Genomic DNA, 19,226 nt, shown 5'->3' with positions numbered 1-19,226 from the left:
CGGCCCCGGCCGCCGGATCTGCCGAAAGTCGACTGTGGTCGTTGCCGATCGCCAGATGTTTCGGGCCCCTGCCCCTCCCTAGCGTTGAGGACGTGACTTTGGAAGGAGCCACCAGGCGATGATCACTTTGGACCGACTGACCAAGCGGTACGGCGACAAGACGGCCGTCTCGGACCTCTCGTTCGAGATCAATCCGGGAAAGGTCACCGGATTCCTGGGCCCGAACGGCGCGGGAAAGTCGACGACGATGCGCATGATCGTCGGTCTGGACGCGCCCACCTCGGGGCGGGCCCTGGTGGGCGGCAAGCGTTACGAGGAGCTGCGGCACCCGTTGCGGGAGGTCGGTGCGCTGCTCGACGCCCGCGCGGGCCACCCCGGCCGTTCGGCCCGCCACCACCTGCTCGGCCTGGCCCGCAGCAACGGAATCCCGGCGTCCCGGGTCGGCGAGGTCCTTCAGACCGTGGGCCTGTCCGAGGTGGCGAACAAGCGCATCGGCTCCTTCTCCCTCGGCATGGGCCAGCGGCTGGGGATCGCCGCCGCCCTGCTGGGCGACCCCAAGGTGCTGCTCTTCGACGAGCCGGTCAACGGACTGGACCCGGACGGTGTGCGCTGGGTCCGCGAGCTGATGCGTTCCCTCGCGGCGGAGGGCAGGACGATCTTCGTCTCCAGTCACCTGATGAGCGAGATGCAGGAGACCGCCGACCACCTCCTGGTCATCGGCCGCGGAAAGATCATCGCCGACGCGCCGATCGAGGAGGTCATCGCGGGCAGCTCGCTGACCGCGGTACGGGTGCGGACCCCGCAGCCCGACGTGCTCAGGCGGGAGCTGCTGGAGTTCGGGCTGCGCATCGAGCCGAACGTGGACTCCGCGCCCGACGAACTCCTCGTCGTCGGCGGAACCCTGGAGGAGATCGGCGACCTCGCCTTCCACCACCGCGTTCCGATCCACGAACTCAGCATGCGCAAGGCCAGCCTGGAACAGGCGTACATGGAACTCACCGCCGCCAGCGTGGAGTACGGCTCTCCCGCGCTCTCCCAGGTCACCGAAGTCCCGGACCACCAGAAGGCGTAACTGGATATGACTACTACAACCGTCCCCAAGCTCGTGGGTCCCGCGAAGGGCGGCGGCTTCAAGGGCGCCGTCGCGTTCGAGTGGACCAAGTTCTGGAGTGTGCGGGCCACCTGGTGGAACCTGGCCGTCGGCCTGCTGCTCACCGTTGGCTTCGCCGCCATGGTCGGCGCCTCCGCCGACGCCAGCGCGAAGAAGGGCGTCGACGTCACGATGCCCGCCCCGCACCACGCCTCGCAGGCCTTCCTCATCTCCCAGCTGACCATCGTGGTGCTCGCCACCCTCGTCCTCACCAGCGAGTACTCCAGCGGCTCGATCCGCACCACGCTGCAGAGCGTGCCCAGGCGCGGCCGGATGCTGCGCTCCAAGACCCTGGTCGTCGCCGCCGTCGTGGTCGCCGCGGGCTTCGTCTTCAGCCTGCTGGGCACCCTGGTGGCCGCGCCCCTGATGGGCGACTACGGCGACTACAGCAGCGGCCAGCTGCTCGGCACCGCGCTCGGCGCCGGGGCCTACCTCGCCCTCCTCGCCGTCATGGCCATCGGGCTCGGCACCGTCCTGCGCAGCGCCGCGGGCACCATCACGACCCTCATCATGATCCTGCTCGCACTGCCCCAGCTGATGGGCGTCGTCGGCGCCAAGTGGCTGGAGACCGCCGCGGACTACATGCCGAGCGTCGCCGGCAGCGTCCTGATGACCCAGGACAGCGACCCCTACGGCGCCGGCACCGCACTGCTGGTCCTGCTGCTGTGGGCGCTGGCCGCCTATGCCGCCGGCACCGCGGTGCTGCGCCGCCGCGACGCCTGACCCACCACTCGTCCGCGCTCCCCAGGGGGAGCAAGGGGCCGTGCTCCGGCTGCCGGAGCGCGGCCCCTTCGTCGATACCGGTGCGATAAGGGGCCCATAGCGGGTCCCGCCAAGGTGGTGGAGCCATATCCGCCCCCCACCTTGGAGGACGCTCGTGCGCACCACGACCAGGAACCGGACCACGCTCGCCGCCGTCGGTGCGGCGCTCGCCTTCGGCGTGGCCGCCGCTCCCGCCCAGGCGGCCCCCGCGGACAAGCCCGAGGTACTCGCCTCCTTCACCCAGACCAGCGCGACCAGCCAGAACGCCTGGCTCGCGGCCAACCGGAACCAGTCCGCCTGGGCCGCCTACGAGTTCGACTGGTCCACGGACCTGTGCACCCAGGCGCCCGACAACCCGTTCGGCTTCCCGTTCGACACGGCCTGCGCGCGCCACGACTTCGGCTACCGCAACTACAAGGCGGCGGGCAGCTTCGACGCCAACAAGAGCCGCATCGACAGCGCCTTCTACGAGGACATGAAGCGCGTCTGCACCGCCTACACCGGCGAGAAGAACACGGCCTGCAACAGCACCGCCTGGACCTACTACCAGGCCGTCAAGATCTTCGGCTGAGCCGAGCCTGCCGAGCCGGGCAGAGCAGCGCGGGCCCCGGGCCGAGGAGGGGAAGACGCATGCGCAGCGTCGTCATCGTGGGCGCCGGTGTGATCGGCCGCTCCGTCGGGCTCGCGCTGCGGCGCCACGGCGTGACCACGTACCTGACCGACGCCGACCCCGAGGCGGCGCTGGCGGGCGAGCGCTGCGGGGCCGGTTTCGCGGCGGCGCCGCCGCGGCAGGCCGACCTCGCGGTGCTCGCGGTGCCGCCCGACCGGGTCGCGCCGGTGCTCGCCGAGCACCAGAAGCTCGGCACGGCCCGCTGCTACACCGACGTCTCCGGCGTCAAGGTGCGTCTGCACCGGGAGGTCAGGGCGCACGGCTGCGACCTGACCTCCCTGGTCGGCGGCGCCCCGGTGGTCGCCGGCAGCGGCCCGGTCCAGGCCCGCGCCGACCTCTTCGACGGCCGGCCCTGGGCCCTCACGCCCACCGAGGCCACCGGGAACCTCGCCCTGAACTGCGCGCTGGAACTGGTCGCGCTGTGCGGGGCGGTCTCGGTGCTGCTGGACCCCGAGACCCACGACCGCGCCGTGGCCCTCGTCTCGCACGCCCCGCACCTGGTCGCGAGCCTGGTCGCCGCGCGGCTGCTCGGCGGCGACGAGTCGGCCGTACGGCTCGCCGGCCAGGACCTGCGGGACGTCACCAGGACCGCGGACGCCAACCCGGAACGCTGGGCCCGCATCCTGACCGCCAACGCCGGTCCGGTCGCCGACCAGTTGGACGGCTGGGCGGCCGAGGCACAGGCGATGGCCCGCGAACTGAGGGACGCCGCCCGGTCCGGGGACACCGACGGCCCGGTCCGGCTGCGGGAGACCCTGCGCTTCGGCGTGGCCGGACGCGCCCGCATCCGGGAGCCGCACCCGCCCTCGTCCTGAGCCGCCCCACAGGACCCGCGCCACCAGCGTCATCCGGCACCACCGTCCCGCCCCACCGTCATCCCGCCCCACCTATGGAAAGGACACGACCATGCGTGGAATCCTGCGCGCCACGGCGCTCACCGCCGCGATCGGCGCGCTCGCCCTGCTCCCGACGACGGCCGCCTCCGCCGCGCCCGCCGGGGCCGCCGGGCCCGCGGCCTCCGGCTGTGTCACGGACAGCGAGACCGAGGACTTCGGCCGCGGCGAGATCACCGTCTGCGTCGAGGACGGCGAGGTACGGGTGACCGGCCATGTCGAGGACCTCAAGCCCGGCGGCCCCTTCAACGGAGGGGACTCCGGCTGCGTGGGCTGGTGGATCGACTGGGAGACGGCGTCCGGACCCGACTCCAGCACCAGCACCCTGGCCTGCCCGCACTTCACCGACGAGCCCTACGTCGAGTTCGACTACGACCCGACCGACTCGGAGTACGGCCCCAAGGACGTCACCGGCGTCGCGGACACCCACCTCACGATGGTCTTCATGTGACGGTCCCGCACGCCCGGCCCTGTCGAAAGGACCGGGTCGGCGTGCCCGGCGGACGACGGAGGTCCAGGCGCTTCACCGGCCGGCCCACGGCGATCGCATCCACTTGTGACGACCAAGGTGATGAAACCGCCGTTGCCGCTTCCACCTCGTGTTTCGCGCTCCTAGCGTGATCGGTGTTCCTGCTTCCGACGAAGTGAGCGCTGATGCCGAACCCGAGGGGAGCCGGTCGTCCGGCCCGCCTGTGTGCCGCCCTGGTGGCGGCCCTGCTGCTGGCCCTCGTGCCCTTCGGCGCGGGCGCCCCCGGCACGGCCGCCGCGCGGGCCGTGCCGGCCGCCGACACCGCCTGGACCGCGTCCGCCCTGCCCGAGCCGACCGGCGCCCTGCCGGTCGGCGTGCGCACCGCGCACCTGCGCGACACCTCCCGGCGCGACCCCTGGAACCCCGGCCGGTACCGCGAGCTGGCCCTCTCGCTCTGGTATCCGGCGCTGCCCTCGCGGGCGCCGCGCGCCTCGTACGTCACGGCCCGGGAGTCGGCGCTGATCCTGCGCTTCCACCGGGTCGAGGGCGTGCCCGCCGACCTGCTCGCCCGTATCCGCGTCCACGCGCGCACGGCCCCGCCGCCGCTGCCCGCGCCCGCCCGCGGGCTGCCCCTCGTGCTGCTCTCACCGGGCTTCGCGCTGCCCCGCTCCTCGCTGACCGGGCTCGCCGAGGAACTGGCGAGCCGCGGGTACGCCGTCGCCGCGGTCGACCACGCCTACGAGGCCCCGGCCGTCAGCCACCCCGACGGCCGGGTGACCGGCTGCCTGGCCTGCCGGCGGCACCCGCAGGGCGCCCGGGTCGCGGCCACCCGCGCCGCGGACCTCCGCTTCGTACGCGAGCGGCTGCTGCGGGCGCCGGGCGCTGTGGGGCTGCCGCGGCTCGACCCGTCGAGGGTCGCGGTGGTGGGCCACTCGATGGGCGGCGCCGCCGCCTTCGAGGCACTGCGCACCGACGCCGGCTTCGCCGCCGCGGCCAACCTCGACGGCACCGTCCACACCGGCGGCCGGAGCCGGGTGGACCGGCCGTTCCTGCTGCTCGGCGCGGGTGAGCACGGCCGGCCCGGCGCCGACCCCAGCTGGCGGCGGGCCTGGCGGGACCTGTCGGGACCGCGCCGCTGGCTGTCGGTCCGGGGCGCCGGGCACCTGTCCTTCACCGACTACGCCCGGCTCCTCGAACGCACCGGCACGGCGGGCGAGGAGGTCACGCTGGGCGCGGCCGACGCCGCGCGCATCACCAGGGAACTGGTGGTGGCCTTCCTCGACGAACGACTGCGGCGCTACGGCCCCCGCCTCGGCACCGCCGCCCGGCAGGACCCGGAGGTCCGCACCCACGGACGCTGAGCGGACGGCGGGAAAACGGATCGATATCGGAAGGAAAGACGGCCTCAGTACCTTGACCGGGGTCGGCAGGGTCCGCGACCCGCGCAGAGTCTCCAGCCCGACGCTCCCGGAAGGAATGCGACGTGACCAATCCGTTCGAAGACGCAGACGGCCGCTATCTCGTGCTGGTCAATGAGGAGGGGCAGCACTCGCTGTGGCCGTCCTTCGTGGACGTGCCCGCCGGGTGGACGGTCGCCCTCGGCGAGTCCGACCGGGAGGCGTGCCTGGAGTACGTGGAGAAGAACTGGACCGACATGCGGCCCAGGAGCCTCGTGGAGGCGATGAGCACCGGCAACTGACCGGACCCGACGGCCCGTACGTCCCCGCAAGGGGGCGTACGGGCCGTCGCCGTCTCCGGGCTCAGTCGGTGAGGGCCACGGCGACCGGGGCCGCGGTCTCCAGGGACCCCGTGGCCGTCAGCCAGTGGGACGCGTGCAGCCGCACCAGCTCCTGCCACTGGAAGCGCATCCCGCCCCAGCGGCTGCGCCCGACCGCCTCCAGCAGCTGCGCGTCGACCAGGGTCTCGATCAGGTCCTCGGCCTCCAGCAGGTCCGTGCCGAGCACCTGGGCCGCCTGCTCCGCGTCGAAGTCCGCGTCGCCCAGGCGGCTCAGCTCCCGGTAGGCGAAGGCCACCCTGGGGTCCAGCTCCCGCATGCTGCGGTCCAGCCGGGCGCGCAGCGAGTCCTCCCCGATGCTGAGGGCCGCCAGCCGGTCGCCCGAGCGTTCCAGCCGGGAGACCAGGTCGAGCACGCGCCAGTGCGTCTTGGTGAGCAGCCTGGCCGCGGCGGCCCGCAGCGCCAGCGGCGAGTGCCCGCACAGCGCGGCGAGCCTGCTGGTCGCCTCGGGGACGTCCTGCGCCCGTGAGTCCCGCAGCACGCCGGCCAGCGTCTCCCGCGCCTCGTCGTCCGACAGGGGCGCGACCCGCAGCCGGAAGGTGCGGTACTTCTGCATCAGCTCGTCCAGGTTGGCCCGGCCGGTGATGAGTACGCAGCATCCGCCGCTCGTGGGCAGCAGATGACGTACCTGGGCGTAGGACGAGGCGTGGTCGAGCACGATCAGGACCCGCCTGCCCTCCAGCAGTCCGCGGTACCGCTCCGCCGCCTCCGCGGGCTCGGCGGGCAGCGGACCCTCGTCCCCCAGCTGGCGCAGGAACCGGTGGAGCACCTCCAGCGGGCCGCCCTCGCGCAGGTCGGCGAAGAGCTGCCCGTCGGGAAATCTGCGCGCCGCACGGTGCGCCCAGTTGATCGCCAGGCTCGTCTTTCCGATTCCGGGACTTCCGGTGAGGTAGGCGATGGCGGGCGGATTCTGCGCCGATCCGTCGAGCAGCACATCATCCATCAACCACTGCTCCCGGCTACGCCCGATGAAGTAGGCGTCGCTTTCCGGAAGCTGAGTCGGAACGGTCTGCGGCCGGTCCTTTCGCGCCGCCGCGATGCCCAGGACGCCGAGCTGCGGGAATTCGTCGCGCAGGATCGAGTCGTGCAGAGACTGGAGGTCGGTGCCCAGTTCAAGACCGATCTCTTCGATGGAATGCCGCATTCCGTCGCGGAATGTCGTGAGCGCCTCCGCCCGCCGTCCCGAACGGTACTGAGCGAGCATCAGGTAGTAGCGCAGCCGGTCGCGCAGCGGGCAGGCACCCACCAGTGCCTGGAGTTCTCCCAGGACCGACTGGTGTTCGCCGAGTTGGAGGCGCAGCGCCATGTGCTGTTCGACGGCCAGCATGCGCTGTTCGTCCAGCCGGGCCGCCTCGGTCTCGGCGAAGGGCGCGTGGACGCCGCCCAGGGCGGGGCCGCGCCACAGGGCCAGAGCCCGGCGCAGCGCCTCGGCCGCCGGGGCCGGACGGTCCTCCGCCGTCAGCTCGGTGGCCCTGGCGACCAGTTGCTCGAAACGGAGCGAGTCGAGTGAGTGGCCGGCGAGGCTGAGCATGTAGCCGGGTGTGGCCGTGATGATGGTTTCCTGTTCCCAGCCCGCGGTACGGAAGATTTTGCGCAGTGTGGCAATGCAAATGGCCACCTGGGTGCGCGCGGTACTGGGCGGACGGCCGTTCCAGACCTCCTCGATCAGGGAGTCGAAAGAAACGACCTGATTAGCGGAGAGAAGCAGTGCGGAGAGCACGGCCCGTTGCCGGGGACCGCCCACCGTAAGACCTCGGCCATTCATATGCACTTCGAGTGGCCCGAGCACTCCGAATTCGAGACCGGTGACCGGGGTTTCCTTTTGGGAGACTTCCGCATTGCCGATTCTCTGGTATATCGGTTCTATCAGCCGAAGATCCATGACCTCTTGATACCCCCGCGTCAAGTTGTGCTGATGTCTGCGTGCCGAAACTCTCCGAAGCCGTCGGGTGCCACGGGCATGAAGACTCCGTTACGGCCGGGTCAGCCGGGTTCACCGCTGGTCGGGGCCTCGTCGTCATGTCACTCACCTCCGGGTCCGGGTCGCTGCGTCAGGTGCTGCCGGTCTGTGCGTGAGCCTCACTTCCCTTCGGGTCCGTGCGCCCGGACCGGTGTCCGGGCGGCCGTGCGAGGGGGGGAGCGTCGCGAAAGTCGCGGTCGTGGTTGCCGGTGCGGCGCTGCCTGCGACCCGGTCCAATGTGACCTGCGGATTTTTCCTTCGTAGCCGGCTCCCCCCTGCCTGCAGTCGGAATAATACGGATCTTCTTTGAATCCAACACTCAACTTTCGACAGGTCTCTGCCCTGGCTTTCGTCAGTGCGCGGTTTGCTATTCCCCGGTGGCCTGGATTCAGCCCCGAGGTTACCTGCCGGTTGCTGTCGCCGTGATTGCGTAAGGAATGTGAAATCCGCTGGTGGCGGCGGATGCCGGGGCTCGTTCCGGTGCCGCGGCGGGCCGCCCGGCGAGCGGCCCGGAGGCGGCTCCTCCGGTCGCGCCGGTGCGCAGGTTTGGCCGGATCGTGTCGTTCCGGTCGGCGCGGGCGCACAAAGACGGAGGGGACGCCCGGCACGGACCGGACGTCCCCTCCTCTTCACCGGGCGGTACGGGGGTCGACCGCCCGGTGGGCTCACTCGGCGTCGAGACGACGCCGCATCCGTGCCCACACGAACTCCAGCGCCAGCCCGGCGACCGCCGCACAGGCGACCGCCGCCCAGGGTGCGGTGACCCCGACCAGCTTCAGCTGGAAGAACTCCTGGAAGTAGGGCACCACCAGCACCACGGCGAAGCTCACCGCCATGGTCAGCACCAGCAGCACGCGCCACCAGGTGTAGGGGCGGGCGATGACGGCCAGCGCCCACAGGGCGGTGAGGAACAGCGCGAGGGTCGCCGCCGAGGTCTCGGCGTCCAGGTTGTCGTCGTACACCGACCGGGCGATCAGATAGGCGACCGAGGTCGCGGTGGCCGCCAGCGCGCCGGCCGGGATCGCGAACCTGAGGACCCGGCCGACGAAGTTGGAGCGGGCCCGCTCCTTGTTGGGCGCGAGGGCGAGGAAGAACGCGGGGATGCCGATGGTCAGCGACCCGACCAGGGTGATGTGGCGCGGCAGGAACGGGTAGGGCACCTGGGCGATCACGACGACCAGCGCCATCAGCACCGAGTAGACGGTCTTGGTGAGGAAGAGGTTGGCCACCCGCTCGATGTTGCCGATGACCCGGCGCCCCTCCGCGACCACCGAGGGCAGCGCCGAGAAGTTGTTGTTCAGCAGGACGATCTGCGCGACCGCCCGGGTGGCCGGACTGCCCGAGCCCATCCCCACGCCGATGTCCGCGTCCTTGAGCGCGAGGACGTCGTTGACGCCGTCGCCCGTCATCGCCACGGTGTGCCCGCGGGACTGGAGCGCGCCCACCATGTCCCGCTTCTGCTGCGGCCCCACCCGGCCGAAGACGGTGTTCTCCTCGACCGCGTCGGCCAGTTCCGCCGGGTCCTCCGGCAGGAACCGGGCGTCCACCGGCCGTTCCGCACCGGGCAGCGACAGGCTCGACGCCACGGCCCCCACCGAGACCGCGTTGTCGCCCGAGATCACCTTGGCCGTGACGCCCTGGTCGGCGAAGTACTCCAGGGTGGCCCGCGCCTCGGGCCGCACCCGCTGCTTGATGACGACGAGCGCGGCCGCCGTGACCGCGGCGGGCACGGCCGCGGGGTCGTCCATGAGCGCGTCCAGCGGCCGGTCGCTGCGCGCAAGGAGCAGGACCCGCAGCCCCCGGGCTCCGTAGGAGTCGGCGGCGGTGAGCACCGAGTGCCCGGTCGGCAGCATGGTGTCCGGCGCCCCCAGCAGCCACGCCGACTCGGTGCCGGAGGGCTCGACGAAGGAGGCGCCGCTCCAGCGCCGGGCGGACGAGAACGGCGCGGTGGCGGTGCGCCGCCAGCCCTCGGGAGCGGGGTACGACTCGATGATCGCCTGGAGGCTGGCGTTGGGCCGCTCGTCGGCGGCGCCCAGCGCGCCGAGCACCGCGTCGACCGGCAGCTCCGGCAGCAGCGGAAGGACCTCGTCGACGTCCATCGACGCCTCGGTGAGCGTGCCCGTCTTGTCCAGGCAGACCGTGTCCACCCGCGCCAGCCCCTCGATGGCGGGCAGTTCCTGCACGAGGCACTGCTTCTTGCCGAGCCGGACCACACCGACCGCGAAGGCCAGCGAGGTCAGCAGCACCAGGCCCTCGGGCACCATGGGGACGAGACCGCCCACCATGCGCCGGATCGCCTCCGAGAAGTTGTCGTCGTTCACCACGAACTGAGTGATGATCAGCGCGATGCCCGCCGGGACGATCGCGTAGGTGACGAACTTCAGGATCCGGTCGATGCCGTTGCGCAGCTCCGAGTTGACGAGGCTGAAGCGCCGCGCCTCGTCGGCGAGCTGCGAGGCGTACGCCTCCTTGCCCACCCGGGTGGCGGTGAACGTCCCCGAGCCGGCCACCACGAAGCTGCCGGACATCACCGGGTCGCCGGGCTGCTTGACCACCGGGTCGGCCTCGCCGGTCAGCAGCGACTCGTCGACCTCCAGGTTGTCGCCCGCGGTGACCGTGCCGTCCACCACGATCTTGTCGCCCTGACCGAGGTCGATGGAGTCGTCGATGACGATCTCGGAGGCGCTGAGTTCGAGCCGCTGCCCGTCCCGCCACACGCGGGGCCGGCTCTCGCCGACGATCGCCAGCTGGTCCAGGGTCCGCTTGGCGCGCACCTCCTGGATGATGCCGATCGCGGTGTTGGCGAGGATGACGCCGCCGAACAGACCGTCCTGCACCGGCCCGACGATCATCACGATGACGAACAGCACCCCGATGATCGCGTTGATGCGGGTGAACAGGTTGCTGCGGACGATCTCCCCGACCGTGCGGCTCGACCGGGCCGGTACGTCGTTGACCTGCCCCGCCGCGACCCGTTCGGCGACCTCCGCCGCGCTCAGGCCGCCACCCCCGCCGACGCGGACCGCGCCCCCCGGCTCGTCCAACTGGTTCTTCATCCCTGACGCCCTCCGGGCTCGACTCCGCGCTCAGTTCCGTCTCGGCCGCGTCCCCCGCGAAGTGACTGTAGGAGCCAGTCATCCGACGTCACCAGGCACGAACGACGTCTCTTGGGCCTTACTTTCGACAGGGACGGATCCTGGCCCGGCGGGGCGAAATCCAATCGATATCGAGGAGAAAGTTGGCGCTCCTACCGTCGTGCCCGCAGGCCCGGCGGGCAGCGTCCTGCCCGCGTCCACCCCCACCCGAGGAGATCCCGACGCATGCGCGCACAGACGAGCGGACCCACCGTGACCGGGGACGACGTGCAGGGGCAGCTGGCGGAACTGCGGCGGAGCCACCCCGAGCTGCACGCCCTCGCCGACCCGCGGCGGATCGCCGCCTGGGAGGCGGCCAGGGGCAGCGCCCCGGGGCGGCACGACGATTTCGGCGCCGACGGGGAGGGCAGCCGGGGCGTGGAGTACGTACAGGCCCAGGCCCTCAACCGGCGCGCCCGCGAGACGGGGATCAGGAAGCTCCTCGGCTTCGCCGAGACCGCCCGGCGCACCCCGGACGGGGACCGGCCGGTGCTGGTCGACCTGCTCGGCGGCGACGGACTGGTGCGCAAGGTCTGCGAGGACCTGGGCATCGGCGACTTCACCATCCTCACCTGCGACGCGTCCCCCCACATGGTGACCACGGCGTGGGCGGCCGGTGTGCCCGCCCTGCTCCAGCGGGCCGAGCAGCCGCTGCTGCGCGACCACAGCGTCGACGCCGTACTGCTGGCCTACGGCTCGCACCACGTGCCGCCCTCGGACCGGCAGACGGTGGCCACCGAGGCGCGCCGGATGCTCCGCCCCGGCGGCACGTTCGTCCTGCACGACTTCCTCGTCGGCTCGCCCGTGGACGTGTGGTTCGAGGAGGTCACCGACGTGTACTCGGCGACCGGCCACAAGTTCCTGCACTTCACCCGGGACGAGATCGAGGGGTACCTGGAGAAGGCCGGCTACGACCACCGCGAGGTCGTGGAGATCGACGACCCCTACACCGCGGTCGCCGCCACCCCCGAGGAGGCGGAGCTGGAGATCGGCCGGTACCTGCTGAACATGTACGGCCTGGTCAAGGTCTTCGAGGGGCGCACCGAGCGGGAGGCGTACCGCTGGGTGGCCGAGACCGCCAAGGCCGTCTTCCGCTACCCGGACGCCGAGGGCGGCCTCGCCTCGAGCGAACTGCGCCGGGAGGAGGGCACCGGCGGGTGGCGGATCACCATTCCGCGGCGTGCCGTCGTCGGAGTGGGCCGGGTCTCGGCCACCGCCGGGAAGGCGGCATGACCACCCACGCCGCCGAGGCACCCACGGCGCCCACGGCGGACGCACAGGACGCACAGGACGCGCGCGACGGGCAGGGCGCACCGGAGGCCGACGAGGCCGCCCGCGCCACCGTCCCGCACCGCGCCGCCGCCGCGGCACTCGCCCGCGAGCACGACGTCGTCCCGCTCCACCAGGAGTTCCTGGACGACTCGGTCAGCCCCGTCACCGCCTTCGCCCAGCTGTGCGGACCGGACGAGGCGGGCTTCCTGCTGGAGAGCGTGCCGGTCTCCGGCGGCGTGGCACGGTACTCGTACGTCGGCCACCGCCCGGTCCCGCTCGAACTGCCCGGCGGCGACCCGCTGACCGCGCTGCGGTCCCGCCTGGCCCGGTCCGTGGCGCCGGTGCCCGGACTGCCGCCGTTCCACGGCGGGGTCGTCGGCTACCTCGGGTACGAGGCGGCCCGCCATTTCGAGGACCTGCCCCGGGCCGCCGGTCCGCCGCCCGGACTGCCCGAGTCCGCCTTCCTCGCCGCCGACGACCTCGTCGTCTTCGACCACGCGACCCGGCGCGTCCTGCTGATGACCCTGTACCGCCCGGCCCGCGAGACCTACGACGACGCCGTCGCCCGCATCGTGCGCCTCAACCGGGCGCTGCGCCGCGCGCCGGCGCCCGCCGTCTTCGCCGGGCGTCCGCTCACCGCCGACACACCGGCGGAGGACGGGACGCAGGGCTGGACCGCGAACCTCACCGAGGACGGCTTCACCGAACGGGTCGCCCGCGCCCGGGAGTACATCGCGGCCGGTGACGCCTTCCAGATCGTGCTCTCCCGGCGGCTCAGCAGGCCGCTGCGCGCCCGGCCGCTCGACCTGTACCGGCACCTGCGGGCCACCAACCCCTCGCCGTACATGTACCACCTGAGCCTGGGCGGCGGCCGGCACGTGATCGGCGCCTCGCCCGAGCTGCTCGTCAAGGCGGAGGGCCGCACGGTGCGCACCCGGCCCCTCGCGGGCACCCGGCCCCGCCACCCCGACCCCGCCGAGGACCTGCGGCTGGAACGGGAGTTGCGCGCCGACGAGAAGGAACGCGCCGAACACGTCATGCTGGTCGACCTCGGCCGCAACGACCTGGGCCGGGTCACCGAACCGGGCACGGTCCGGGTGGAGCGGCTGATGCGGGTCGAGCGCTTCTCCCACGTGATGCACCTGTCGTCCACCGTGCGCGGCCGGCTCGCCGAGGGCCGGGACGCGCTGGACGCCCTGCGCTCCGCCTTCCCCGCCGGAACGCTCTCCGGGGCGCCCAAGATCCGGGCCATGGAGATCATCGCCGAGCTGGAGCCCGAGCAGCGCGGGGTGTACGGCGGCGCCCTCGGCTTCGTCGGCGCGGACGGGCTGACCGACTTCGCGATCGCGCTGCGCACCATGGTCGTCGCCGACGGGCAGGTGCACGTGCAGGCGGGCGCCGGGATCGTCGCCGACTCCGACCCCGCGGCCGAGTTCCGCGAGACCCTGCACAAGTCGCGCGCCATGCTCACGGCCGTACGGCGGGCGGAGGCGGCGGCATGAGCGCCCCCACCGGAATGAGCGCCGCCACCGGCACCCGCGCGGGCCCGCGCGTCGCGGTGATCGACAACTACGACTCGTTCACCTACAACCTCGTCCACTACGTCGCCGAACTGGGCGGCCGCCCCACGGTGTTCCGCAACGACGCCGTCACCGTCGCCGACCTCGCCGGATTCGACCTGCTGCTGCTCTCGCCGGGCCCCGGCACCCCCGACGGCGCCGGCATCTGCGTGGCCGCGGTCCGCGAACTCGGCGCACGGCTGCCCGTCCTCGGCGTGTGCCTGGGACACCAGGCGGTCGCCGTCGCCTACGGCGGCTCGGTGGTGCGCGGCGAGCAGGTGCACGGCAAGGCCAGTGCCGTGCACCACGACGGCGGCGGAGTCTTCGCCGGCCTGCCCGACCCGTTCACCGCCACCCGCTACCACTCGCTCGTCGTCGAACCCGCCGGCCTGCCGGACGAGCTGACCGTCACCGCCCGCACCGCGGACGGCACGGTCATGGGCCTGCGCCACCGCACGCACCCGGTCCACGGGGTGCAGTTCCACCCGGAGTCGGTGCTCAGCCCCGAGGGCAAGCAGCTGATCGCGAACTTCCTGGAGTGCGCCGATGATTGAGTCATTGAGAACACTCGTACGGCGGCCCCTCACCGAGGCCGAGGCGGCCGACGCGATGCGCGTGATCATGCGCGGCGAGGCCACGGCCGCCCAGATCGCCGCTTTCGCGCTGGCCGTCACGGTGCGCGGCGCCTCCGCCGACGACCTGGTCGGCATGGCCCGCGCCGCCCAGGAGTTCGCCACCCCGGTCCGGTGTGCGGGCGGTGATCTGCTCGACACCTGCGGGACCGGCGGCGACGGGCTGAACACCTTCAACATCTCCACCGCCGCCGCGATCGTCGCCGCCGCCTGCGGGGTACGGGTCGCCAAGCACGGCAACCGCAGCGCGTCCTCCGCCTGCGGCAGCGCCGACGTGCTGGAGGAACTGGGCGTCCGCATCGACCTCGGTGCCGAGGAGGCCGCCGCCTGCCTGGACCGCACCGGGATCACCTTCCTGTTCGCCCCGGTCTTCCACCCGGCCTTCCGGCACACGGCGGGACCGCGCCGGGAGGTGGGCGCGCGGACCGTCTTCAACCTGCTGGGTCCCCTGTGCAACCCCTCGGGCGCCCGGCTGCGCACCCTGGGGGTGCCGAGCCGCGAGCTGGTGGAGCCGATGACCGAGGTCCTCGAACGGCTCGGCGTCACCCGCGCCCTGGTCTTCCACAGCGCGGACGGCATGGACGAACTGAGCACCGGTGCACCCGCCCACCTGGTCGAACTGCGCGACGGACGGCGCACCGCCCACCGCTTCGACCCCGCCGAGCACGGGCTGGACCGGTCCCGCCCCGGCGACCTGGCCGGCGGCGACCGCGCCGTCAACGCGGCCGTCCTGCGCCGTGTCCTGGCCGGCGGGCGCGGACCCGCGCGGGACGTCGTCCTGCTCAACGCCGCCGCGGCGCTGCGGGTCGCCGACCTGGCCGGTACCTGGTCCGACGGGCTGCGGCTGGCCGCGTCCGCCGTCGACGGGGGCGCCGCCGCCGACCTGCTCGAACGCTGGGCCCACGCCTCCTGGCAGCGGGCCGACCTGGTGGAGGTGCCGGCATGAGCGGCCTCCTCGCCGGCCTCGTCGCCGAGGCCGAGCTGCAGACCGGGCGCCGGCGCGCGCTGCGCACCGAGGCGAAGCTGACCGAGCTGGCCGCCGCGGCGCCCCCGGCCCGGGACTTCGCCGCCGCGCTGCGCGAACCGGGGCTCGGCGTCATCGCCGAGATGAAGCCCCGCAGCCCCTCCAAGGGGCCGCTCACCGACGACTACCGGCCGGCCGAACTGGCCCGCGCCTATCAGGACGGCGGCGCCCACGCCGTGTCGGTGCTCACCCACGAGTCGGGCTTCGGCGGCAGCCCGGACCACCTGGCCGTCGCCCGCGCCGCCTGCGAACTGCCGGTGCTGCGCAAGGACTTCGTCGTCGACGAGTACCAGATCCTGGAGGCCCGGGCGCTCGGCGCCGACGCCCTGCTGCTGATCGTCGCCGCGCTCGGTCCCGCACGGCTCGCCGCGCTCCTGGCCCGCACCCGTGCCTGCGGCATGGAGGCGCTGGTCGAGGTGCACGACGAACGGGAAGTGGACGTGGCCCTCGACGCGGGCGCCGACGTGATCGGCGTCAACCACCGCGACCTGCGGGACTTCTCGATCGACCGGACCCTTTCGGCCCGGCTGCGGGGGCGGGTCGGCACCGGGCGGGTCATGGTCGGGGAGAGCGGCGTCCGCGGCGCACCCGACGCCCGCGCGCTGGAAGCGGCCGGGGTGGACGCGGTCCTGGTCGGAGAACTGCTCATGCGGGCCGGTGACCCCGGCGCCACGATCAAGGAACTGGTCGGATGACGGCGAGCGACACGTACACGCAACCCCGCCCGGCCGACGCCGGGCGGGGCGGATGGAGCCCCGGCTCGTGGCGGAGCCGGCCGGCCGCGCAGCAGCCGGAGTGGCCCGACCCCGGGGAACTGCGCGGTGTGGAGGACGCCCTCGCGCTCAGGCCGCCCCTGGTGCTGCCCGACGAGATCCTCGACCTGCGCCGCTCGCTTGCCCAGGTCGCCGCGGGGGAGGGCTTCCTGCTCCAGGCGGGCGACTGCGCGGAGCGGTTCGGTTCCTGCACCGAGGCCGGGGTGCGCGGCAAGCTGCGGGTCATCCTCCAGGTGGCCATCCTGCTCACCTACGGCTCCGGGCTGCCGGTGGTGAAGGTGGGCCGGATCGCCGGTCAGTTCGGCAAGCCCCGCAGCCGCCCCACGGAGACCGTCGACGGCGTCGAACTGCCCGCCTACCGCGGGGACATCGTCAACGGCCCCGAGTTCACCGCCGAGGCCCGCCGTCCGGACCCGGGCCGGCTGCTGAGCGCCTACCACCACGCCTCGGCGGCCCTGAACGTGCTGCGGGCGCTGACCCTGGGCGGCTACGCCGACCTGGGCCAGGTCCACGACTGGAACCAGGAGTTCGTCCGGCGCAGCTCCGCCGGACAGCGTTACGAGAAGGCCGCCGACGACATCACCTGGGCCCTCAGGTTCATGTCCGCCTGCGGCCTGGACACCCGCTCCCAGGCCGCCCTGCACCAGGTCCAGCTCTACACCTCGCACGAGGCGCTGCTGCCGCAGTACGAGCAGGCGCTGACCCGGTACGACGAGAAGCGGCGGGCCTGGTTCGACACCAGTGCGCACCTGCTGTGGATCGGCGACCGCACCCGCCGCGCCGACGGCGCGCACGTGGAACAGCTCGCCGGGGTGGACAACCCGGTCGGCGTCAAGGTGGGGCCCACCATGAGCGCCGCCGACCTGCGGGAACTGTGCGAGCGGCTGGACCCGGACCGGGCGCCGGGCAGGCTGGTCCTGATCAGCAGGCTCGGTGCCGGGCGGGGCGCGGAGCTGCTGCCGCCGCTGCTGCGGGCGGTGCGGGACGCCGGGCACGCTCCGGTGTGGGCCTGCGACCCCATGCACGGGAACACCTTCGTCTCCGAAAGCGGCTACAAGACCCGCCGGCTGTCGGACATCACCACCGAGGTGGCCGAGTTCTTCGCGGCGCACCGCGAGGAGGGCCTGCACCCGGGTGGCATCCATCTCGAACTCACCGGCGACGACGTCACCGAGTGCCTCGGCGGCGACCTCGACGAGGTGCTGGACACCCACCTGGCCAGCCGGTACGAGACGGCCTGCGATCCCCGGCTGAACGCCGCCCAGTCGATCGAACTCGCCTTCCGCGTGGCCCGGTTCCTGCGCGAACTGCGCGGCGGGGCGTGAGGGCGGGAGCGTGGGCGGGGGTCGGCCGTCGTACTGCCGAAGGTAAGACCCCTACCTGACGAACGCCAGGTGCGCCGCCGCGAACGGTCTCCGTACCCTCGTGCGCAGGGGCCTGAAATTCCCCCGCAGGCTCCTGGCGCAACCGGCCCGGGGGCGGCGGGTCCGCAGAGTCCGGACCCGCCGCCCCCGGGCCGCTGCCTGCCCGCCCCCGGTCAGACGGCCGACACGCGGCAGAAGCGCCCCGCCACCCGCAGCTCGGCCTCGACCAGGTCCGCCGTGTGCCGCAGCTCCGGCAGAAGATGCGCCACGCAGTCGTCCGCCGTCCGGCGGGCCGCGTGCAGCGCGATGTTCAGGGCCGCCACCACCCGCCCCGTACGGTCCCGCACCGGGACCGCGATGGCGCGCAGCCCGGCCTCCAGTTCCTCGTCGACCAGGGCGTAGCCCCGCGCCCGGACCTCGGGCAGGGCCAGCAGGACCCGGCCCAGCGCCGTCGCACGGGCCGGCAGCCGGGTGCCGACCGTGACCCGGGCGCTCAGCACGCGGGCCGCGGACGCGCGGGCCGTGTACTGGATCTCCTCGCCCGAGTCCGACAGGACGGCGAGGGACGCCGACTCGTGGACCCGCTCGGCCAGCGCGGTCAGGTGGGGCTGGGCGATCTCGGGGAGGGAGGTGCGGGACAGCGGCGGGAAGCCGAGGGACAGCACCCGGGGAGTGAGGGTGAAGGTGTGGTCGGCGGCGGGCGCCACCAGGCCCGCCCGGGTGTGGGTGATCAGTGCCCGGCGGGCGGTCGCGCGGGCCAGGCCGGTCGCCTCGGCGACCTGGGCCAGGGTCAGCGCGGAGCGGCCCTCGCCGAAGGCGGTCAGTACGGTCAGGCCGCGGGCCAGGGACTCGACGAACTCCCGGCCCAGTTCCTGCTTGGAGGCGCCCGTCCACAGGGCCAGGCCGGTGCGCGGCGGTCCCGGCTGCGGGGCCGGTGCGGCGCGCAGGTCGTCCTCCATCGCCGCGACCGCCGCGCGCAGCCGGGGGAGCAGGGCGGCCCGCAGGTCCGCTGCCGTGTGGCGGCTGGTGTGGCTCACCACGCTGGCCACGCACGCCACCCGGCCGGTGCCGGGGTCCCGTACCGGGACCGAGACCGCGACCAGGCCCGGTTCGATCAGCTGGTCGTCCAGCGCCCAGCCGTCGGCCGCCGCCCTCGCCGCCCGCCGGGCGAAGTCCTCGTCGGGGGCGTCGTGTTCGCGTGGCGGCACGGCGGGGAAGGAGTGGTCTGCCGGGTCCGCGGCCCGGCGCTCCCGCCAGTGCCGCCAGTCCGGTGCGGTCCATTGCGCGGCGAACAGCGGCCCCGGGGCGGTGCGTTCGGCCGGCAGCAGGTCGCCGATGCGGAAGCTCAGGGACATGGCGCGGCGGCGGGTGGCCTGGTGGATGAAGCGGATGCCGTCCCGGTCGCCGACGGCCAGGGACACGGACTCGTCCAGTGCGTCGGCCAGGTCGTCGGCGCGCGCGGAGAGCAGGGCGGGGAGGCGGAGCGCGGCGAGATAGGCGTTGCCGAGCTCCATCAGGCGGGGGGCCAGGGTCACGTCGCGGCCGTCCAGCCGGACGTATCCCATGCGGGCGAGGGTCGCGGTGAGGCGGTCGACCGTGGAGCGGGCCAGCCCGGTGGTCCGCTCCAGGGCACTGAGGCTGAGGGTGCCGTGGTCCGCCCCGGTCAGCCGGCCGAGTACGGCGATGCCGCGCAGCAGCGGCGCGACCGCCTCGTCGCGGGCGGCGTCGTGAGTGGTGTGGGCGGGCATCGGCTCTCCGGTACGGCGATC

16 protein-coding genes are annotated in these 19,226 nt (G+C 73.3%); 13 read left to right on the top strand and 3 right to left on the bottom strand.

The window, feature by feature from the left end; all coding sequences use genetic code 11:
- Positions 1-118 precede the first annotated feature (118 nt).
- The 7 genes from ACH4D3_RS31295 (at position 119) to ACH4D3_RS31265 (ending at position 5,643) form a co-directional block, all read left to right on the top strand.
- Positions 119-1,072, top strand: coding sequence for an ABC transporter ATP-binding protein (locus ACH4D3_RS31295; RefSeq protein WP_398329023.1), 954 nt, complete (start codon positions 119-121; stop codon positions 1,070-1,072).
- Between the two features lie 6 nt (positions 1,073-1,078).
- Positions 1,079-1,873 (top strand): ABC transporter permease subunit, encoded by a 795-nt coding sequence (locus ACH4D3_RS31290; RefSeq protein ID WP_398329020.1) that lies wholly within the window; start codon positions 1,079-1,081, stop codon positions 1,871-1,873.
- A gap of 154 nt (positions 1,874-2,027) precedes the next feature.
- Positions 2,028-2,483, top strand: a complete 456-nt coding sequence (locus ACH4D3_RS31285; protein WP_398329017.1) for a phospholipase — start codon at positions 2,028-2,030, stop codon at positions 2,481-2,483.
- 59 nt (positions 2,484-2,542) lie between these two features.
- A complete protein-coding gene (locus ACH4D3_RS31280; RefSeq protein WP_398329014.1) occupies positions 2,543-3,397 on the top strand; it encodes a prephenate dehydrogenase in 855 nt (284 codons plus the stop codon).
- Between the two features lie 91 nt (positions 3,398-3,488).
- Positions 3,489-3,926 carry a hypothetical protein gene (locus tag ACH4D3_RS31275; protein ID WP_398329011.1) on the top strand — a complete coding sequence of 146 codons (438 nt, stop codon included), beginning with the start codon at positions 3,489-3,491 and terminating at the stop codon, positions 3,924-3,926.
- A 203-nt stretch (positions 3,927-4,129) separates the two neighbouring features.
- Positions 4,130-5,305 carry an alpha/beta hydrolase family protein gene (locus ACH4D3_RS31270; RefSeq protein WP_398329008.1) on the top strand — a complete coding sequence of 392 codons (1,176 nt, stop codon included), beginning with the start codon at positions 4,130-4,132 and terminating at the stop codon, positions 5,303-5,305.
- A 122-nt stretch (positions 5,306-5,427) separates the two neighbouring features.
- Complete coding sequence (locus ACH4D3_RS31265) at positions 5,428-5,643, top strand: MbtH family protein (protein WP_398329005.1); 216 nt, start codon at positions 5,428-5,430, stop codon at positions 5,641-5,643.
- Positions 5,644-5,704: 61 nt separating this feature from the next.
- Here ACH4D3_RS31265 and ACH4D3_RS31260 read toward each other — a convergent pair whose 3' ends face one another.
- Both ACH4D3_RS31260 and ACH4D3_RS31255 read right to left on the bottom strand, forming a co-directional pair.
- Entirely contained in the window at positions 5,705-7,483 is a 1,779-nt protein-coding gene (locus ACH4D3_RS31260; protein ID WP_398329002.1) for a BTAD domain-containing putative transcriptional regulator, read from the bottom strand.
- Between the two features lie 881 nt (positions 7,484-8,364).
- Positions 8,365-10,755, bottom strand: a complete 2,391-nt coding sequence (locus tag ACH4D3_RS31255) for an HAD-IC family P-type ATPase (protein WP_398328999.1) — start codon at positions 10,753-10,755, stop codon at positions 8,365-8,367.
- A 264-nt stretch (positions 10,756-11,019) separates the two neighbouring features.
- Here ACH4D3_RS31255 and ACH4D3_RS31250 point away from each other — a divergent pair, with 264 nt between their 5' ends.
- The 6 genes from ACH4D3_RS31250 to ACH4D3_RS31225 are packed head-to-tail and all read left to right on the top strand — an operon-like array spanning position 11,020 to position 17,418.
- Positions 11,020-12,066: a class I SAM-dependent methyltransferase gene (locus ACH4D3_RS31250; RefSeq protein WP_398328996.1), complete on the top strand. Its 1,047-nt coding sequence runs from the start codon at positions 11,020-11,022 to the stop codon at positions 12,064-12,066.
- A complete protein-coding gene (locus ACH4D3_RS31245; protein WP_398328993.1) occupies positions 12,063-13,607 on the top strand; it encodes an anthranilate synthase component I family protein in 1,545 nt (514 codons plus the stop codon). The genes ACH4D3_RS31250 and ACH4D3_RS31245 overlap by 4 nt, the downstream gene beginning before the upstream one ends.
- A gap of 14 nt (positions 13,608-13,621) precedes the next feature.
- Entirely contained in the window at positions 13,622-14,218 is a 597-nt protein-coding gene (locus ACH4D3_RS31240) for an anthranilate synthase component II (RefSeq protein ID WP_398329068.1), read from the top strand.
- Positions 14,211-15,242 carry an anthranilate phosphoribosyltransferase gene (gene trpD, locus ACH4D3_RS31235; RefSeq protein ID WP_398328990.1) on the top strand — a complete coding sequence of 344 codons (1,032 nt, stop codon included), beginning with the start codon at positions 14,211-14,213 and terminating at the stop codon, positions 15,240-15,242. Before ACH4D3_RS31240 ends, trpD begins: the two co-directional genes overlap by 8 nt.
- Positions 15,239-16,015 (top strand): indole-3-glycerol phosphate synthase TrpC, encoded by a 777-nt coding sequence (trpC, locus tag ACH4D3_RS31230; RefSeq protein WP_398328988.1) that lies wholly within the window; start codon positions 15,239-15,241, stop codon positions 16,013-16,015. The genes trpD and trpC overlap by 4 nt, the downstream gene beginning before the upstream one ends.
- Positions 16,012-17,418, top strand: coding sequence for a class II 3-deoxy-7-phosphoheptulonate synthase (locus tag ACH4D3_RS31225; RefSeq protein WP_398328985.1), 1,407 nt, complete (start codon positions 16,012-16,014; stop codon positions 17,416-17,418). Before trpC ends, ACH4D3_RS31225 begins: the two co-directional genes overlap by 4 nt.
- Before the next feature lie 212 nt (positions 17,419-17,630).
- Here the strand turns inward: ACH4D3_RS31225 and ACH4D3_RS31220 are convergent, their stop codons facing one another.
- Complete coding sequence (locus tag ACH4D3_RS31220) at positions 17,631-19,205, bottom strand: IclR family transcriptional regulator C-terminal domain-containing protein (protein ID WP_398328982.1); 1,575 nt, start codon at positions 19,203-19,205, stop codon at positions 17,631-17,633.
- Positions 19,206-19,226 lie beyond the last annotated feature (21 nt).

This window comes from Streptomyces sp. NPDC018026, assembly GCF_044327745.1.
Taxonomy (GTDB): Bacteria; Actinomycetota; Actinomycetes; order Streptomycetales; family Streptomycetaceae; genus Streptomyces; species Streptomyces rubrogriseus.
This window is presented reverse-complemented; position numbering and strand designations above follow the sequence as displayed.

Coding starts and splice junctions, on each gene's coding strand:
- ACH4D3_RS31295 (WP_398329023.1), top strand. CDS start 119: ATGATCACTTTGGACCGACTGACCAAGCGGTACGGCGACAAGACGGCC.
- ACH4D3_RS31290 (WP_398329020.1), top strand. CDS start 1,079: ATGACTACTACAACCGTCCCCAAGCTCGTGGGTCCCGCGAAGGGCGGC.
- ACH4D3_RS31280 (WP_398329014.1), top strand. CDS start 2,543: ATGCGCAGCGTCGTCATCGTGGGCGCCGGTGTGATCGGCCGCTCCGTC.
- ACH4D3_RS31275 (WP_398329011.1), top strand. CDS start 3,489: ATGCGTGGAATCCTGCGCGCCACGGCGCTCACCGCCGCGATCGGCGCG.
- ACH4D3_RS31270 (WP_398329008.1), top strand. CDS start 4,130: ATGCCGAACCCGAGGGGAGCCGGTCGTCCGGCCCGCCTGTGTGCCGCC.
- ACH4D3_RS31255 (WP_398328999.1), bottom strand. CDS start 10,755: ATGAAGAACCAGTTGGACGAGCCGGGGGGCGCGGTCCGCGTCGGCGGG.
- ACH4D3_RS31250 (WP_398328996.1), top strand. CDS start 11,020: ATGCGCGCACAGACGAGCGGACCCACCGTGACCGGGGACGACGTGCAG.
- ACH4D3_RS31245 (WP_398328993.1), top strand. CDS start 12,063: ATGACCACCCACGCCGCCGAGGCACCCACGGCGCCCACGGCGGACGCA.
- ACH4D3_RS31240 (WP_398329068.1), top strand. CDS start 13,622: ATGAGCGCCGCCACCGGCACCCGCGCGGGCCCGCGCGTCGCGGTGATC.
- trpD (WP_398328990.1), top strand. CDS start 14,211: ATGATTGAGTCATTGAGAACACTCGTACGGCGGCCCCTCACCGAGGCC.
- trpC (WP_398328988.1), top strand. CDS start 15,239: ATGAGCGGCCTCCTCGCCGGCCTCGTCGCCGAGGCCGAGCTGCAGACC.
- ACH4D3_RS31225 (WP_398328985.1), top strand. CDS start 16,012: ATGACGGCGAGCGACACGTACACGCAACCCCGCCCGGCCGACGCCGGG.
- ACH4D3_RS31220 (WP_398328982.1), bottom strand. CDS start 19,205: ATGCCCGCCCACACCACTCACGACGCCGCCCGCGACGAGGCGGTCGCG.